Annotated in this window: 14 protein-coding genes; 5 read left to right on the forward strand and 9 right to left on the reverse strand. The window is 59.2% G+C overall.

Features of this window, described 5'->3' with window-relative positions:
• Positions 1–102: 102 nt before the first annotated feature.
• Complete coding sequence (groES, locus tag QFX05_RS04225) at positions 103–390, reverse strand: co-chaperone GroES (protein ID WP_005505066.1); 288 nt, start codon at positions 388–390, stop codon at positions 103–105.
• Positions 391–616: 226 nt separating this feature from the next.
• Here groES and QFX05_RS04230 point away from each other — a divergent pair, with 226 nt between their 5' ends.
• Complete coding sequence (locus QFX05_RS04230) at positions 617–2,065, forward strand: class I SAM-dependent methyltransferase (protein WP_279741223.1); 1,449 nt, start codon at positions 617–619, stop codon at positions 2,063–2,065.
• A 299-nt stretch (positions 2,066–2,364) separates the two neighbouring features.
• Positions 2,365–3,513, forward strand: coding sequence for a glutamate--cysteine ligase (locus QFX05_RS04235; RefSeq protein WP_279741225.1), 1,149 nt, complete (start codon positions 2,365–2,367; stop codon positions 3,511–3,513).
• A gap of 139 nt (positions 3,514–3,652) precedes the next feature.
• On the opposite strand, the gene tsaD is transcribed toward QFX05_RS04235, so the two are convergent.
• From tsaD to alr, 5 genes are all read right to left on the reverse strand, one after another.
• On the reverse strand, positions 3,653–4,753 hold the full coding sequence (tsaD, locus tag QFX05_RS04240) for a tRNA (adenosine(37)-N6)-threonylcarbamoyltransferase complex transferase subunit TsaD (protein WP_279741227.1): 1,101 nt from the start codon (positions 4,751–4,753) through the stop codon (positions 3,653–3,655).
• Between the two features lie 144 nt (positions 4,754–4,897).
• Positions 4,898–5,422: a ribosomal protein S18-alanine N-acetyltransferase gene (gene rimI / locus QFX05_RS04245; protein ID WP_279741229.1), complete on the reverse strand. Its 525-nt coding sequence runs from the start codon at positions 5,420–5,422 to the stop codon at positions 4,898–4,900.
• Positions 5,423–6,250, reverse strand: coding sequence for a tRNA (adenosine(37)-N6)-threonylcarbamoyltransferase complex dimerization subunit type 1 TsaB (gene tsaB / locus QFX05_RS04250; protein ID WP_279741231.1), 828 nt, complete (start codon positions 6,248–6,250; stop codon positions 5,423–5,425).
• A gap of 23 nt (positions 6,251–6,273) precedes the next feature.
• Positions 6,274–6,879, reverse strand: a complete 606-nt coding sequence (gene tsaE, locus QFX05_RS04255) for a tRNA (adenosine(37)-N6)-threonylcarbamoyltransferase complex ATPase subunit type 1 TsaE (protein WP_279741232.1) — start codon at positions 6,877–6,879, stop codon at positions 6,274–6,276.
• Positions 6,879–8,192 carry an alanine racemase gene (alr, locus tag QFX05_RS04260; protein WP_279741233.1) on the reverse strand — a complete coding sequence of 438 codons (1,314 nt, stop codon included), beginning with the start codon at positions 8,190–8,192 and terminating at the stop codon, positions 6,879–6,881. Before alr ends, tsaE begins: the two co-directional genes overlap by 1 nt.
• A 144-nt stretch (positions 8,193–8,336) precedes the next feature.
• Between alr and QFX05_RS04265 the strand changes: the two genes are divergently transcribed.
• The 3 genes from QFX05_RS04265 to QFX05_RS04275 all read left to right on the forward strand — a co-directional run bounded on the left by QFX05_RS04265 (position 8,337) and on the right by QFX05_RS04275 (position 12,393).
• Entirely contained in the window at positions 8,337–9,599 is a 1,263-nt protein-coding gene (locus QFX05_RS04265; protein ID WP_279741234.1) for a glycosyltransferase, read from the forward strand.
• 28 nt (positions 9,600–9,627) lie between these two features.
• Positions 9,628–10,410, forward strand: coding sequence for a phosphatase (locus QFX05_RS04270; protein WP_279741235.1), 783 nt, complete (start codon positions 9,628–9,630; stop codon positions 10,408–10,410).
• A gap of 501 nt (positions 10,411–10,911) precedes the next feature.
• Complete coding sequence (locus QFX05_RS04275) at positions 10,912–12,393, forward strand: sugar transferase (protein ID WP_279741236.1); 1,482 nt, start codon at positions 10,912–10,914, stop codon at positions 12,391–12,393.
• Between the two features lie 222 nt (positions 12,394–12,615).
• On the opposite strand, the gene QFX05_RS04280 is transcribed toward QFX05_RS04275, so the two are convergent.
• From QFX05_RS04280 to glmS, 3 genes are all read right to left on the reverse strand, one after another.
• Entirely contained in the window at positions 12,616–14,202 is a 1,587-nt protein-coding gene (locus QFX05_RS04280; protein ID WP_279741237.1) for a bifunctional ADP-dependent NAD(P)H-hydrate dehydratase/NAD(P)H-hydrate epimerase, read from the reverse strand.
• Between the two features lie 71 nt (positions 14,203–14,273).
• Positions 14,274–14,717, reverse strand: coding sequence for a holo-ACP synthase (locus QFX05_RS04285; protein ID WP_279741239.1), 444 nt, complete (start codon positions 14,715–14,717; stop codon positions 14,274–14,276).
• 252 nt (positions 14,718–14,969) lie between these two features.
• Positions 14,970–16,853 carry a glutamine--fructose-6-phosphate transaminase (isomerizing) gene (glmS, locus tag QFX05_RS04290; RefSeq protein ID WP_279741241.1) on the reverse strand — a complete coding sequence of 628 codons (1,884 nt, stop codon included), beginning with the start codon at positions 16,851–16,853 and terminating at the stop codon, positions 14,970–14,972.
• Positions 16,854–16,958 lie beyond the last annotated feature (105 nt).

Here is a 16,958-nt window from a genome sequence, read left to right on the forward strand (position 1 = left end):
TCGCTACTCCTAGTGCGTCACAGAAAAGGAAATTTTGAGGGGCAGATGATAGCTCATGCGCCGTACCGGATGAGCGGTACGGCGCATGAGCATCTGAAAGTATTAGTCGACGATTGCCAGAACGTCGCGTGCGGAAAGAATCAGGTATTCTTCGCCCTGGTACTTGACCTCGGTGCCACCGTAGCGGGAGAAAACGACAACATCGCCTTCCTTGATGTCTACGGGAATGCGGTTGCCCTTCTCATCCACGCGGCCCGGGCCAACGGCGACAACGCGTGCTTCCTGCGGCTTTTCCTTCGCAGTTTCGGGGATGACCAGACCGGATGCGGTAGTCTGCTCAGCCTGCTCAATCTTGATAACGACGCGGTCTTCCAGGGGCTTGATAGCCATAATCGGTTCCTCCGGGTTGTGGATTTACGTTTGATGCGAGATAGCGGCGCAGTGGCGCGCCCGATAACTGTCTCGAGTGCTACCTCAACTCTAGTTTCACCTGTGCTTTCGGTCAAGAAAAGCGCCCCTCTGTCGGAGTGTTTCACCGCAAGGCGAACGCTGAGCAAAAAGCTGGGCGAATCAGGCTCCCCACCTGCCGAAACCGGCACCCCGTAAAATGAGGAGCATGCCTATTCCCGCATCCCCTTTTACTCCCGCCGCCACGCTTCCGTTCAGCGCCGAAGCGCTCGCGGCAGCCGATGAGCTCTACCCGCTGGGCTCGGATACGCTCAGCACCGTTACTTCTTTGCGTTCGCAAGGTTTCAGCCCCGAGGAGTCTGCACAGATTATTTCGCTGGCGCAGGCTCGTACCCGTGCACGCGCCAAATTCGGCGAGCGCGCCCGCACCCTCATGCTGACTCAGGAGGCGGCGGAGCAGGCGACCCGCCCGGTGATTGCGCATTATCGCGCCCAGCGTCTGCGCCCGGTTGCCGGCACGGTGGCTGATTTGGGTTGCGGTATTGCGTCAGATTCTGCCGTGTATGCGGCAGATCGCGGTGCCGTGGTTGCGGTGGAGTTGGACCCGCTGACGGCTTCTTTTGCGGCGAAGAATCTTGAGTTTTGCCCGCAGGCGCGCGTGTATTCGGGGGATGTGACCGGCTATGTGCACGGTGAGCTTCTGGACGCTGCCGGTGAGCCGGTGGGCATGGTGTGGATGGACCCGGCACGCCGCGAGTTGCGGGGTGCGAAGAAGGCTCATACGGAGCGTCTTTTTGATCCGGAGGCGTTCTCTCCCCCGTTCTCGTTCGTGCTGAATCTGGCTCGTACGGGCGTGCCGATGGGCGTGAAGTTGGGTCCCGGTTTTCCGCATGAGGGCATCCCCTCACCAGAAGATATTGCGTCGGAGGCAAACCCCAACCCGTGCGTTGAGGCGGAGTGGATTCAGTCGGAGGGTTCGCTTGCCGAGTTGGTGCTCTGGTTTAACGCGCTAGCTCAGGAGGGGGTGGCTCGCACGGCCACCTCAGTGCATGAGCTGCCTATGGAAGAGACTATCCCTCATGAAGGCACCGCCGAAACCGGTGCCCTGATGCCGGCGTATGAGGCGGTGAGCTTCCGTAGCCCATTGACGGCGGAAGAGGCGAAGCAGAGCGTTGATGTTCCGGCGTCTCTACCTCAGCCTGGTGATTACCTATTGGAGCCTGCCCCGGCGGTTGTGCGTTCACATCTAGTCGCTGAGTTTGCGCAGAGCATTGGCGCACATCTGCTGGATGAGCATCTTGCATATCTGTATTCTGCCGAGCTGGTGGAGCATCCGCTGGTTGCTTGCTACGAGGTGCTGGAGGAGATTCCTCTGCAGGAGAAGCAGCTGAAGCGTTGGGTGCGCGAGCAGGGCTTTACTGCGCTGACGATTAAGAAGCGTGGCGTGGATATTGTTCCGGAGCAGTTGCGTGCGCGTCTGCTGGGTTCTGCGGGTTCTAAGCCTTTCAAGAGGAAAAAGAAAAAGAACAATATTTCTTCTTCAGATGCACAGGCGGGTGCGCAGGAGTCCTCGTACCGTCCGGCAACGCTGGTCTTTACCCGCATCGGTTTGGGTAGGGATTCACGACGCGTCGGCTGGCATGTGCGCCCGCTCTAACCTCACCAAACCTAACTGCCCAGCCGTGACTACTCAACTCTGGCTGCTCAGCCCTGACTGCCCAGCCCCGAGGACGGGTTACCGTTCTTAACGATTCGTGACGTTTCCCGTTCCGGATTCTGCGCTCGACAGGGCGCTGGGCACCGCAAGACCGTACACTAGATACGGTGCCTAGTAGAGGTACTCCCCCGCGAAAGCGATCTCTCATCAGTTAGCGCACGACCGGGTAGAGCCCACCGATAATAACTTCCGCAGTCGGCACCATGCACGACCCTATTTCCAGACGCAGGAAAGGCAATATGATCGACTTTGCTACCTCCCCGCAGTCCACTCTCGGCGTGGAATGGGAGATTGCGCTCATCGACCGTGAAAGCGGCGAACTGACACAGCGCGCCAGCGAGGTGCTTTCCATTCTGCGCGAGCGCCACCCCGAACTGCTCAAGCCCGCCTCCGACCGGGCGCACGTAACCGGCGAATTCCTGGAAAACACCCTCGAGGTGGTGACCGGCATCTGCCGCACCGTCGCTGAGGCATGCCGTCAGCTGCAGGATTTGACGGATACCCTGCGTGAAATTACCGATGAGCTCGGCATTGAGTTCTACCCCGCCGGCACTCACCCCTTCTCCCATTGGGCTGACCAGCCGGTCGTGGCGAAGGAACGCTACCAGCGTGTGGTCGAACGAGCCCAGTATTGGGGCCATCACATGGTCATTTACGGTGTGCACGTGCACGTGGGCATTGACTCTCGCGATAAGGTTCTGCCGCTCGTTGACGCGCTGACCAACTACGGTCCGCACCTGCTGGCGCTTTCGTGTTCTTCCCCCTATTGGGACGGAGTCGATACCGGTTACGCTTCGCACCGCACCCAGCTTTACCAGCAGCTCCCGACGAACGGTTTGCCCTTCCACTTTGATACTTGGGAGCAGTACAGCGACTACCTGGATTCGCTCGTGGCAACTGACGTGATTACCGATTCGAGCGAAGACCGTTGGGATGTTCGCCCGGTTCCGCGTTACGGCACCATTGAGATGCGCTATTGCGATGGCCTCGCTTCCCTGCCGGATGTTGCGGCGATCGTGGCGTTCACGCAGTGCCTGGTGGAATACTTCTCCCGCCGTATTGAGGCGGGTAAAAGCATTGAGGTGCTCGCCCCCTGGCACGCGCAGGAGAATAAGTGGCGCGTTGCCCGCTACGGTCTGGAGGCTAAGATCGTGGTCTCTAACGAGCCGACACAGCGTACTCTGCATGAAGATTTTGAGCTGCTTCTACCCAAGTTGGAGCCGGTGTCACGCGACCTTGACTGCGAGGTAGAGCTAACTCAGGTACGCCGCATCCTCGCCGAGGGTACGGGCGCGGATCGTCAGCGTGCAGTCTTTGAGAAGACCGGCTCTCTGCGTGAGGTGGCGCTAGATGTCGCCACGCAGTCCCGCGCGCGAGCACTGCGTTAGACCCTCCCCCGTAACTAAAGCTTGAATACAGAAAATGCCTCGGCGCAGTCCTTTGGGAGACTGTGCCGAGGCATTTTTATGAGCATTTTCGAGGCGAGCCGCTTCAACGTGCTCGCATTGCCGTTTAGAAGCAGACCGCTTAGAAACAAACGGTGGTCACCGGCAGCGAGGAATCCGTCGTGAATTCCACTCCCGAGGGCTCACGACCGGCGGCGACCAGGCGAGCGCCCAGCGCCGCAACCATCGCACCGTTATCGGTGCACAGGGTGAACTTCGGAATAATCAGGCGCACCCCCTCGGAGGCGCATCGAGCGGCAAGCAGCTCACGCAGGCGCGAGTTAGCCGCCACGCCGCCGCCAAGCAGCAGAGTCTTCATGCCCTGCTCGCGGCAGGCAAGCATCGCCTTCTTGGTGATGACGTCCACGACCGCCTCCTGGAAGGACGCGGCAATATCGGCAACCGGAACCTCTTCACCGGCTGCTTCAAAACTTTCTATCACGCGCGCCACAGCGGTCTTCAGACCGGAGAAGGAGAAATCGTAGCGGTGCGCGCCGGGCTCCTCGGCGGTGCCCATGAACTTGCGGTTCGACAGGCCGCGAGGGAACACGAAGGCGTTGCGGTTGCCGTCAGCGGCGGCGCGATCAATCGCGGGGCCGCCCGGGTAGTCCAGGCCGAGCAGTCGGGCGACCTTGTCATAGGCCTCGCCTGCGGCATCATCGAGGGTCGCGCCGAGCAGACGCACATCGGAGGTAATGTCGCGCACCTGCAGGATTTCGGTGTGACCGCCAGAGACCAGCAGTGCGCCCAGGCCACCGGAACCGGCGTTCGCCAACAGGTCGGAGCCGTCCTCGGTACCGTTATCTTCCAGCAGGCCAACACCAACGTGGGCGACCAGGTGGTTAATGCCGTAGAGGGGCTTACCGGTGGCAATAGCGAGCGCCTTGGCCGCGGAGACACCCACCATGAGTGCGCCCGCCAGTCCGGGGCCCGCGGTGACGGCGATAGCGTCCACCTGATCGAGGGTGATGTCCGCTTCGGCAAGTGCCGCTTTGAGCGCGGGAATCATGGCATCCAGGTGAGCGCGGGAGGCGATTTCGGGGATTACTCCACCAAAGCGCACGTGCTCCTCCATAGAGGAGGAGATGGTGTTGCTGAGCAGCTGTGCACCGCGCACAATGCCGATACCGGTCTCATCACAGGAGGATTCGATGCCCAGAACGAGGGGTTCGCGAGTGCTCATAGTTCGTCTTTCTGTTGCGCTGTCTGCGCGTAGTGCTTCTAGTTGCAGTGGTGTAGGGATGCTGTGATGCAGAGATGCTGAGATATAGAGGGCGGCGGAAGCATGCCCCTACTGCGGGGATTGCCGTTTAACCCAACGGACTATTTAGAACGTGCATTCCATAATGATGGCGTCTGTTCCGTCATCGTAGTAGCCGCGTCGTACGTGAATCGCGCGGTAGCCGTTGCGTTCGTAGAGGCGCTGGGCGCGCGGGTTGTCGGCACGCACCTCCAGCAGGATGCGCTCGGCACCCTGCTCGCGGGCGCGCTCGTGCATCTGCTCAAGCATGGTGCGACCGTAGCCGTGGCCCTCATACTCGGGAACCACACCGATGGTTTGAACATCGGCGGTGTCAGCTACGACCATGGTTCCGCAGTAGCCGACAGCGCGCCAGCTGCCCTCGTTATCTTCCGAACCTTCAGTTGGCAATTCAAGTATGTAGTAGGTGCGAGTCGGGTGGGTCAGCTCTTCGAGGAACATGTCGATGTGCCAGGCGTCGACGGGGAACAGGATGGTTTCCATGCGGTGCATGGCCTGCACGTCGGCAAGTTCGGCAATGCGCAGACGGGCACCCAGAGCCAGGTTATTCAGTGCCAGGTCATCTCGCGCGATATTTTCGGTAGCACTCATTTAGCTCTCCTCCTGCGCGGCAGTCTGTGCAGCAATTTGTGCGCCCTGCTTCTGCTGGCGGGCAAGCATTGCGGCGGGGATCTTCGCGTCCGAGTCGCGCAGGTACTGGGCGGAGGTGTCATCACTCAGGTTCTTTACGCCCAGGCGTGCCGCGGCGGCAACCAGGTACTCGGCGTGGGGGTGAACCTGACGGGCAGAATCGATGATGGCCCAGCCGTGCCCTTCGAGAGTTTCGGGGTACAGGCCAGCACCGTAACCGTATGCGTAGGCGGGATCCCCACCGGGCAGAATTTCGGAGGCGGGGCATACGTTTGGGCCGCCCACTAGGTTGTAACCTTCGGCGTTCACACGGTAGCGGGCGGAGTAGACTTCGCGGCGGCGCGCGTCGGAGAGTACGAGCAGTTCAGCACCTTCGACAAGATCAGCAGAAGCGAACGCTCGTTCTGTGTTTTCTTCCCCGGCGACTGCGCTAGCTTCCCCGGTAGCTGCGCCAGATACAGCATGCTCAGCCAGGGCGGTCAAGCTCATCAAGCCGTACACCGGCACCGACCAGGCAAAACCCAGAGTACGCGCAGTAACGATACCGGCACGCAAACCTGTAAAAGGCCCCGGGCCGGTACCGGTCAGAATCACATCCAATTCTTCTCCGCGCACGCCAGCGTCCTGCAGGGCAGCCTGCGCGTAGGGCCCCATCACCTCGGCATGGGAGCGGGTATCTTCACTCTCATAGCGGGCGAGGATTTCGAAGGATGCACCGGCTTCGGAGCCGTGCACACGGGCGAGCGCCACGGATGCGGTGGCGGATGAATCAAGGGCAAGTACTAGCACCCTATCATTCTAACGCGCGGGCTCTAGGCGCTCTGCAGGTCCTCTTTCAGAGCGTCGAAAGCATGCTCCCAGCGGGGGCCGAAGGCGCGCACCCGCAGCAGACGAGGTTCGGGGGTATCCGCGTCCTCGTCACTTTCGTCCTTGTCTTCGTCGTCCCAACTGAACTCTTCGGCACCCGAGTAGGCGAAGCGTGCATCCGCACCGGTCAGTCGGGTGAAGTCCAGCTCCAGGCGAGAATCGCTCAGGTGCTCAGCCTTATCGCGGCCCCACTCGATGACGGTCACAGAGCGCGGCAGGGAGAACTCCAGGTCGAGGTCGTCGAGCTCTTCAGCGCTGGAGAGGCGATAGGCGTCCACATGCACCAGGTCGGGGCCACCGGGGCGGGGGCCATCCGTCAGGTTCGGGTGCACGCGCGAGAGCACGAAGGTCGGTGAGATAACGCCTTCGCGCACGCCCAGCCCTTCACCCAGGGAGCGGGTGAACGTGGTCTTACCCGCGCCAAGTTCACCCGAGAGCAACAGTACGTCCCCGGCATTCAGGTGCTGCGCCAGAGTGAGCGCCAGGCGGCGGGTATGGTCGGGGCCGGTCACATCCAGGTCGAAGACGGTAGAAATGTACTCAGTGCTCATTAGCCCTCCTGCTCCTGACCGGTGCCCCACAGCTCGTTCAGTTCAGCTTCAACCCAGGAGCCACCGATGTAGAGGCGCTCCACGCGGGGTGAAATACGGGTTACGATTTCATAGTTAATAGTCTGCGCGGCATCCGCCCACTCTTCCACGGGCGGGTTCTCACCGGCACCGAAGAGGACTGCGGGAGCACCAAGGTAACCCAGCTCGGGGTCGCTCAGGCCGGGTTCGCCCAGGTCAACGACCATCTGGTCCATGGCGATGCGACCAACCACGCGGTAGGTCTTACCCTCCGCGTTATTAGGCACGCAGCCGTTCTCCACGTTCTGCGCGCCCGGATAGATGCGCACCGGCGCGTTCTCCGCAATACGCGGCACGCCGTCAGCGTAGCCGAGCGGCACCAGCGCCAGGGTGGTCGGCTTTCCGGTGTGGTAGCGCAGACCGTAGGAAACACCCTGACCTGCAGGAACTTCCTTCACGGCGGCAATATAGCTACCCACCGTCATGACGGGCTTTAGGCCTAGTTCCTCAGCGGTGACCTCCGGCAGCGGGGAAAGACCATACAGTGCAAGGCCGCAACGCACGCCGTCACCGAGCATACGCTCCTCCGTATCCCAACCATCCAGCGAGGCGGTCAGGGTCGCCGGAGAGTTCGCCAGATGCACAATCTTCGGGTCCAGGCCGGCTTCACGAGCCTGAGCCACAAAAGCATCCAGGGTATCGAGCTGCTGTGCAGTCTCGGCGCGGGTCGGCTCATCCGCAACCGCCAGGTGACTGAAAATACCCTCAACCGCAATCAGCCCAGACTCCTCCAAGGATGCGGCGCGAGCCACCAACGCCGGCCAATCCGAAGCGGTGGCACCGTTACGGCCCAGACCGGTATCAGCCTTCAGATGCACGATAGCGCGCTCGCCGGCGCGTTCAGCGGCGGCGGCTACCGCCTCCAGGTCCCAACCAGAAACACCCAGGCGGATTTTCTCCTGCAGTGCAGCCTCAAAATCGGTGGAGGGGGTGTGTAGCCACGCCATGAGCGGCGCATCAATACCGTCAGCACGCAGTTCCAGCGCCTCGTTCACGTGCACCACACCCAGCAGGTCAGCACCGGCGACAATAGCCGAACGTGCCACCGGGTACGCGCCGTGACCGTACGCATCCGCTTTAATCACTGCAATGAGCACGCGGTCGCCAATAAGTTCCTTGAGACGGCGCACATTATGTTCTAGCGCATCAAGGTCAATCGTGGCGCTTCGCTCTACCTCTACCGGGGTGCAGGGCGGGCAGTAGATCGGTTCGGCAGGCTGCTGAGGGTGAGTCACGGTCCTTCACGGTCCTTCTGACGGGCGGGTACTACAGGCTGTACTTGGGCAGCCTCTCTTGTACTAAATTCTAGACCTCCCGGTGTGCGAAAGTCCTATCGCGCTACACTAGGTCAGGTACACCTTTGAGAGAGGAAAGCATCGATGAGCACTCTGCCGCCGGTTCGGACGGTTCACGTGTATTCCATGCACACCGACCCTTTTGCGCAGCCCGGTAGCGGAGATGCAGGCGGCATGAACGTCTATATTGCCCGGTCGGTACATGCCATGCTGGAGCTGAATCCCGAGTTGCGGATTGAGGTTTTCACGCTGGACCGCGGTGAGGCGCTTCTGGCTGATTCGCTGTTCCATCAGCCTCCTCAGCCCAGCGAACGCATTGTGCACCACAGCCTTGATCTTCCATCCGCCCGTGGTCTTTCGAAGAACGAGTTGGTTGCGGTCACCGATGATTTTGCGCAGGCATGTGTGGAGCAGGCACTGTACACCCCGGATATTATTCACGCCCACTATTGGCTGTCGGGTCAGGCTGCGGCTCGTGCATCCCAGCTGTGGTCGGCTCAGGGCGTTGGATTCCCGATTCCTGTTCTTTTTACTCCGCATACGACGGCTGCCGCTAAGGATACGCGCCGCGGCGAAGGTGAAGCACCCGAGCCTGAGGAACGTTATACCGCCGAGCGCCTGATGAGTAGCTCCGCCAGCCGGGTGATTGTGAATACTCCCCTGGAGGCACAGCAGATGGGCGAGTACTACGGTACGGAGGCGCAGAAGCTGGCCATTATCCCACCGGGTGTTGATACCTCGATTTTCCATACGATTCCTGGCGTGCATCCGCTCAATGACACCTCTGAGACTCGTTCCCGCATTATTTTTGCCGGTAGGCCTCAGGCGTTGAAGGGCCCGCATCTGCTGGTGGAGGCGCTCGCGTTGCTCCCCGATGATTTGGAGGTAGACGTGGATATTATTGGTCGTTCCGGTTCGGATTATGAGCGCCGCCTGTTGCAACGTGCAGCTGAGCTGGGTGTCGTAGATCGGGTGCATTTGAAGGACCCAGTTCCGGCGTCTGAGTTGGCGAATATTTTCCGTGCCGCCGATATTGTGGCGTCCCCGTCGTCATCTGAGACGTTCGGTTTGGTGGCGCTGGAGGCGCAGGCATGCGGCGCGGCGGTGCTCGCTACGGATGCTGACGGTCTGCGCTATGCGGTGGAGAACCACCGTACGGGTCTGCTGGTGGCGCCTCGTACTCCGCAGCGTTGGGCTGCGGCTATTGAGCGTCTGGTGCGTGCCCCGTATCTGCGTCATTCGTTGGGTGCGAACGCCGCGGCGCGTGCCCGTACGATGGGTTGGGATCAGACGGCGCGCCGAACCCTTAAAGCTTATGCCGAGGTACGTCAGGGTATCTCGCAGTAATGTATTTTTCACGTTGTGAGGAGTTTTAATGTCTTTCTCCATGAGCCGCGATGAGTTCGCCGCGTACCTGGATTCGGTGCGTATTACCGGTGAGGTGGCGACCGCCCGAGAGAATAACCTGGACCATATTCAGGGTTTCCTGGATGGTAATGAGCACCTTGAGTTTGGTGTGCAGTGGAACCGCGAGTGGGATTATGATTCGGTGTTTGAGGTGATGGTCCGCCGCGCGGGCCTGAACCCGGATCGTTCGCATACTCACGGTCAGGACACTATTGGTGCCGAGCAGTGCATCAGCGCGCTGGAGGAGTACGCCCGCATCTTTGGCGATGCGGTGCGTGCGGGTTCTCGTATTCTGTTTGCGACCGGTCACCCAGCGGGTCTGTTCCCCATGTATGCGGTGATGGCAGCGGCGGCAAAGGCTGCCGGCGCTGAGGTTCTTCAGATTGAGGAGGGCGAGCGCTTCCTGGATGGCGATGTCCGCCAGATTATGAATGTCGTGATGTTTGAGCAGTACGGCAATCTGCAGCATACGCATTTCCCTGGCCCGATGCGCATCGCGCTGGATCAGTTGAAGGCTCGCGGTGTGACTCCGGATCTGGTAGTTTCGGATCACGGCATGGCTGGTTATGCTTCTTCGACCTGTAAGTTGTTGACGATTGGTATTGCGGATTGTAATGATCCGGGTTTGTTTGTGGCGGCTGAGCAGGGGAATCTGCCGGTGTGCGTGCCGATGGACGATAACGTTCCGCCGCGTCGTTATGAGCCGATGATTGATTTCATTTTGGATCGTGCGGGGCTTGAGCGTCCTTAACGTCTCTTGTGCACCCTGCGTTTAGGGTGTGGGGTCTTTGGGGTTTGTCTTTTATCTGTCGGTTATTGTTTTCCTGCAAGTGCGTGAAACATACTGCTGGTTTTGGGGTTTCTTAGCTCCACTAGGTATTCTTCCCGAAGGCCCTTTTTTCCTTCTTTGTCTGTGATTGATTTCATCACACCCAAGAGGCTTTGTGCCTTCATTCTTCGCGCCACAAGACCCCCGACCCCGTAGAATAGTTTACGGAACACGTTTATGCGCTCTTTAGCTTCATATAGCGTTCCACTAGGCGCCTTACCAGCGCCTTTACCGTAGTTTCTGCCACTATTCACTCAGCAAGATTACTGGTTCACTCATTCATTCAGAACACTGACTAGGATACGATTCCCTATTCACCGATAATTAGGGGTAAATGTGCCTATTCGCCGCTCTCAGTCCACGACACAGGACAAATTTCCGGGGAAGATTACACCGTTGAAAGTACAAGATCGTCTTAAAAAAATGTGGGGTTCAGACTTCGTCGTCAGGCGAAGCTGGCATCCCAAGGTTCAGCGAGCCCTTTACTTTGGCGATTTTCTCGCCATTGCTATTGCGGTTATCGCTGCGCATCTAATTCGTTTCGGGTGGGAGAATGCTGACCTGCCCTATGTGAACGTTTGGCCTATTAACGCCCTGGATGGCCGTATTCCCGCTATTGATTACATCTTCCTGGGCGTTGGTATGGTCGTCGGCTGGTGGTTTATCCTCCAGGTGAACGGCTCCCGCAGCCTGCGCATCATGGGGTTCGGCAACGAGGAGTACCGTCTCATTACTCGCGGCGCTACTTACTTTTTCTGTCTGCTGATTATTGTGGCGTTCTTCCTCAAGATTGACGTCACCCGCATGTACCTACTGATTGCATACCCGCTGGGTCTGTTCCTTCTGCTCGTTGAGCGTTGGCTGATTCGTCAGGGTCTGGTGCGTTCGCGTTCTCGCGGTCGTGCGTTGACTCGCGTCATGATTATTTCTGATGTGACGACCGGTCAGCACCTGTACAAGAACCTGGAGGGTGTGGTTGCTTCCGGCCTGTCCCCCGCTGCGTTCTATCTGCCCGGTTTCACCCCGGGTACCACTGTTGCTGGCGCACCGATTCCGGTGCTTGGTTACAGCACTTCTCCGGCTGACATTATGGAAGCTATCCGCGAGAACGACATCCATATGGTCGCTGTTACGGATGGTCACCACTTGAGCCCGGATCAGGTTCGCCTGCTGGGTTGGAAGCTTGCTGACGCGCATATTTCGCTGATTATGGCTCCTGCGACGACCGATATTGCTGGTCCGCGTATGCACATGCAGCCGCTGAATGGTCTGCCGCTGGTGCACGTGTCCACGCCGCGTATTACCGGTCTGTCTGCGTTCTTCAAGCGCACTGTGGATGTTGTGTCTTCGGGTCTGGGTTTGATTCTGCTGTCTCCGCTGTTCCTGGTGGTGGCGCTGCTGGTCAAGCGTGATGGCGGTCCGGTCTTCTTCCTGCAGAACCGCGTGGGTCTGAACGGTGAAATGTTCAAGATGGTGAAGTTCCGTTCGATGCGTACTGATGCCGAAGAGGTTAAGAAGCGCCTCATGGAGCAGAACGAGGGTAATGGCGTGCTCTTCAAGATGAAGGACGACCCGCGTATTACCCCCATTGGCAAGTTCATCCGTAAGTACTCGATTGATGAGTTGCCTCAGCTGTGGAACGTGTTCATTGGCGATATGTCGCTGGTGGGTCCGCGTCCTCCGCTGGTTGAGGAAGTTGAGCAGTACGAGGATATTGCGTACCGCCGCTTGCTGGTGAAGCCCGGTATTACCGGTCTGTGGCAGGTTTCGGGCCGTAGTGACCTTTCTTGGGAAGAATCGGTTCGTCTGGATCTTTACTATGTTGAGAACTGGTCGCTTACCGGTGACCTCATTATTCTTCTGCGTACTGTCCGTGCGGTTTTCGCTAAGGAAGGCGCGTACTAAGAAGAGTTGGGGGGTCTCCCACTGGAATGTATGCTGTTTTTGAAGACACTGTTCCGGCACAGGCAGCTTGGCATCATCCATTGATATAAACCCACAGAAGGGGCGTGAATCCATTTCCGGTGGATTCACGCCCCTTCTGTGTGGCATTCTGTTTAGTTCTCTTATAGACGCTCCAGGGCCTCTTGAAGGCATTAGGGTGAAGGCACGCTGGGTATCTCTGCCCTATTCGGCAATGAGTCGCGCAATAACTTCGGGGAGCATCTTCGCAACGCGGGTTGCCGGGGCGGGGCCCAACAGCGCGTCCTTGACACTTCCGGTGGCACTGGCACGTGCGGCTTCACCGTGCAGGTAGACTGCGAGCGCACCGATGGAGGCGTAGGTGCAGTCTTCCAAGATTTCTCCTCGGGCTTCAAAGGCGGCTACGGTCTGGGCAAGCAGCGCGCCATAGATGCCGGTGAGGGTGTCTCCGCTGCCTGCGGTGGCGAGCCAGGGGCTTCCTCCGGCAACGCTGTAGGTGGCGCCGTTGGGTGCCGCAATGAGCGTGTAACCGCCCTTGAGCATGACGGTGGCGCCGGAGAGTTCGGAGGCGGCACGCACCCAGCGGAAGGGCTCTGCGTCAATGTCCTTGCGGCTAGGTACGATGGCGTCACCCAGGTGCTTCTTCCAGGTTTCGGGCGCGAGCTCGTGCACGATGCGCAGGAATCGTTCGAGCTCTGCCGCGTGCGGGGTGAGGATCTTGTGGGATCCGAGGTGCTTACCGGTTGCCATGTATTCTGCCGCCAGGTCGCAGGCACCAGCATCGAGGATTGCGGGTTCGGGTGAGTGGAGCAGGTAGCGGTTCTTGTCCAGCGAGTCGTAGCTGGAGCCAGAGCCGCCGGCCCACACGGTAACTCTCTGCAGGGCAGGTGCGCCGCTGAAGTAGACGGTTTCGGGGTTGTGAGCGATCATGAGCTGGCGGAGCTCGTGGGAGTTGGCGCCGAAGCGAACCATACCAACGCCGGTGTTGAGGGCAGCACGCACACTCATGAGGGCTGCACCGGGGTATTCGAGGCTTCCGGTGAGCATGCCGAGTACGCCACGGGTGTACTTGTGGGAGTGCTCGTCGGGGATTTCAATGAGTTCGCGGTAGTCTTCGCGGTCGAGAACGCGCAGGGCGGGCTTGTGGGCGTCGAGGGCTTCGGGCACACCCAGGTCGTAGAGTTTAATATCTCCGGAGTGGACGCTATGGCTGGTGCCTGCCGGTAGCTTGTGACCGATGAAGGTGACGGTGCGGTCGGCGCGTAAGGATGGTTCGTGCACGGTTCCGCGGTTGTTATCGACCCCGGAGGGGGTATCAACGGCGAGGACTGCGCTGAGCTTACCGTCGAGCTGCGCGGCGCGGAGGACTCCCAGGTATTCGCCGGCGTTACCGCGTACGGCACCGCTGGAGCCGGTACCTAGGATGCCATCGATGGTCAGGTCGTAGCCTGCAAGCTGTTCAAGGGCGTGTTCGGGGTCGAGCACGCGGGTGCCTTCGCCGCCTTCGCGGGCGATGAGTTCGAGGTTCTTTTCGCTGGAGTCGAAAATGACTGCATCAACGCGGTGCCCCTTGGCGCTGAGGCGGGCGCCGGCGTAGATGGTGTCTGCACCGTTGTTGCCCGGACCGATGAGTAGCAGGATTTTTGCTTTGTCTTTACCGTGGAGCAGCTCCTGCGCTTCGGCTGCGACGGCGTCTGCGGCGCGTTGCATGAGGTAGCCGTCATAGTCGGCGGCTTCAATGTAGGGCTTTTCTGCTTCGCGTACCTGGGAAGCAGTATAGATGAGCTTCATTGCTGTCTCCTTGGGTTGCATCGTACGGGCCTTAGGGGGGTCACCGGGTGTTGTGTTGATGTGACTCTGCGTTAGTTTTCGTCGGTAGTATCGTCACCGGCGATGACGCTGAGTCGGTAGCTTTCGGGGTTGAACTTTTGCAGGTGCGCCAGTTCTGCGTCACTGAGGTATTCGGCGGTTGCGATTGCGATGGCAACAGGTTCGTCGTGGGTCAGCGAGAGGTGGATGCGGTTGATGCCGAGTTCTTTGACACGGCTGGCGATGGTGCCCTGAACTATAAGGTAGGGCTGGCCGCTTTCGGCGGTGGCGACTTCGCAATCTTGCCAGTTGAGTCCGGCGGGTGCTCCGAGTACTTTTGCGACGGCTTCTTTGGCGGCAAATCGTACGGCTTGGGAGCGTACATTTCGGGTGCGTTCGTTGGGGGTGAAGATGCGGCGGACGAAGGCGGGTGTTTCGGTGACAATTCGTTCGAATCGTTCAATGTTGACGGTATCTACGCCGATTCCCATAATCATGAGCTGCACCTTTTACGTTAGGGGTGGTGACCGCGTCCTGTTTGCGGTTTCTCTTGTTTTAAGTCTAGCGAGATTCGTTTCTTTTAGGTGGGATGGCGTCAAATATGACGCATGATTGATACCTGTTTCACAGCGTCTATTTTTGTTGGATCATCCACGAATAACCACCAGATTAAACGACAAGGGCGGTGGTTGAGTTTTTTAAGAACTCAACCACCGCCCTTTCGTTATCGCTGAGGCGATTTCCGAAGATTACTCCACGGTCACGGACTTTGCGAGGTTACGCGGCTGGTCAACGTCCAGGCCCTTAGCTTCTGCCAGTGCGCATGCGAAAATCTGCAGGGGCACCGTTGCCAGCAGGGGCTGCAACAGCGAGGGACATGCTGGGACGGTGATGAGGCGGTCCGCGTAGGGCTTGACGGCCTCGTCGCCTTCCTCGGCGATGACGATGGTGAAGGCGCCGCGAGCGCGCACTTCCTGGATGTTGGAGACGACCTTGCCGTGCAGAGAATCGCGACCGTTTGCGGAAGGAACCACTACGATGACCGGCTGGCCTTCATCGATCAGTGCGATGGGGCCGTGCTTGAGCTCGCCTGCTGCGAAGCCTTCAGCGTGGATATAGGTGATTTCCTTGAGCTTGAGTGCGCCTTCCATTGCGACGGGGAAGCCCACGTGGCGGCCGAGGAAGATCACGGAGGAGGCATCCTTCATTTCGACGCCCAGTTCCTTGACCTGGGTGTCGTTGTCGATGACCTTCTGGATCTTTGCGGGCATGTTCTGCAACTCGGCGAGGATCGAAGCAATTTCGTCCTTGTACTTGTTGCCGCGCAGCTGTGCTAGGTACAGGCCGAGCAGGTATGCTGCGGTAATCTGTGCCAGGAATGCCTTGGTGGATGCCACTGCGATTTCGGGGCCTGCGTGGGTGTACAACGCGGCGTCTGATTCGCGGGGCAGGGTCGAACCGTGGGTGTTGCAGATGGAGATAACCTTTGCGCCCTGTTCGCGTGCGTGGCGCACTGCCATCAGGGTGTCCATGGTTTCACCAGACTGCGAGAGTGCCACGATGAGGGTTTTCTCGTTCACGATGGGATCACGGTACCGGAACTCGTGTGCCAGCTCAACCTCGGTGGGGATGCGGCACCAGTGCTCGATGGCATAGCGTGCCACCTGGCCTGCGTATGCTGCGGTACCACATGCGACTACGATAATCTTGTCGATGGTGCGCAGCACCGAGTCGTCAATGTTCAGTTCGTCGAGGGTGAGGTTGCCGTTTTCGTCGAGGCGGCCCATGAGGGTTTGCTCAACTGCGGTGGGCTGCTCGTGGATTTCCTTCTCCATGAATGAATTGAAGCCGCCCTTTTCAGCTGCTGCTGCGTCCCATTCGATATGGAAGGGCTTGCCTTCTGCGGGGGTGCCTTCGAAGTCGATGATGGAGTAGTCGGTGCCGGTGATGGTCACAATCTGGTCCTGACCCATCTCGACGGCTTCCTTGGTGTAGTCAATGAACGCGGAGACGTCCGAACCGAGGAAGTTCTCGTTCTCGCCCAGGCCAATGACCAGCGGGGAGTTACGACGGGTTGCCACAACGCGGTCCGGGTGGTCTGCGTGCACTGCCAGGATGGTGAATGCACCTTCGAGGCGGTTGGATGCGACGCGCACTGCCTCGGTGAGGTCACCGGTGCCGAGCTTATTGTAGATGCTTGCGATGGTTGCTGCAGCTACCTCGGTGTCGGTCTGAGATGCGAACTCTACACCTTCGGCGAGCAGTTCGGTACGCAGCTCTGCGAAGTTTTCGATAATGCCGTTGTGTACGACGGCGAGGCGGCCGTTGTCGACGACGTGGGGGTGAGCGTTGTTGTCGGTGGGTCCACCATGGGTTGCCCAACGGGTGTGACCGATACCAATCTGGGATTCCGGCAGGGGGTTTTCCTTGACCTCATTTTCGAGGTTCAGGAGCTTGCCTGCCTTCTTACGGAATACGATGCCGTCGGGGCATACGAGTGCCACACCGGCAGAGTCATAGCCGCGGTATTCCTGACGGCGCAGACCTTCGAGGACCACATCGTACGCGTTGTGGTCAAACTTGTTACCGTCCGGAGCAGTGTCCAGACCTACATATCCTACAATTCCACACATGCTATAAGTTTATCCCACAAGTATCCGAATATGCGCACGGTGAAAAACCGTTATGCGTCACGTTTACTATGGCTTTTCCTACCTTTTTCGGTTGTGTCCTTTTCT

This window comes from Rothia similimucilaginosa, assembly GCF_029850875.1.
In the GTDB taxonomy this organism is placed as follows: Bacteria; Actinomycetota; Actinomycetes; order Actinomycetales; family Micrococcaceae; genus Rothia.

Bases quoted from the DNA above. Each gene is read 5' to 3' on its own strand.
- groES (WP_005505066.1), bottom strand. From the start codon at position 390: ATGGCTATCAAGCCCCTGGAAGACCGCGTCGTTATCAAGATTGAGCAG.
- QFX05_RS04230 (WP_279741223.1), top strand. From the start codon at position 617: ATGCCTATTCCCGCATCCCCTTTTACTCCCGCCGCCACGCTTCCGTTC.
- QFX05_RS04235 (WP_279741225.1), top strand. From the start codon at position 2,365: ATGATCGACTTTGCTACCTCCCCGCAGTCCACTCTCGGCGTGGAATGG.
- tsaD (WP_279741227.1), bottom strand. From the start codon at position 4,753: ATGAGCACTCGCGAACCCCTCGTTCTGGGCATCGAATCCTCCTGTGAT.
- rimI (WP_279741229.1), bottom strand. From the start codon at position 5,422: ATGAGTGCTACCGAAAATATCGCGCGAGATGACCTGGCACTGAATAAC.
- tsaE (WP_279741232.1), bottom strand. From the start codon at position 6,879: ATGAGCACTGAGTACATTTCTACCGTCTTCGACCTGGATGTGACCGGC.
- QFX05_RS04265 (WP_279741234.1), top strand. From the start codon at position 8,337: ATGAGCACTCTGCCGCCGGTTCGGACGGTTCACGTGTATTCCATGCAC.
- QFX05_RS04270 (WP_279741235.1), top strand. From the start codon at position 9,628: ATGTCTTTCTCCATGAGCCGCGATGAGTTCGCCGCGTACCTGGATTCG.
- QFX05_RS04275 (WP_279741236.1), top strand. From the start codon at position 10,912: ATGTGGGGTTCAGACTTCGTCGTCAGGCGAAGCTGGCATCCCAAGGTT.
- QFX05_RS04280 (WP_279741237.1), bottom strand. From the start codon at position 14,202: ATGAAGCTCATCTATACTGCTTCCCAGGTACGCGAAGCAGAAAAGCCC.
- QFX05_RS04285 (WP_279741239.1), bottom strand. From the start codon at position 14,717: ATGATTATGGGAATCGGCGTAGATACCGTCAACATTGAACGATTCGAA.
- glmS (WP_279741241.1), bottom strand. From the start codon at position 16,853: ATGTGTGGAATTGTAGGATATGTAGGTCTGGACACTGCTCCGGACGGT.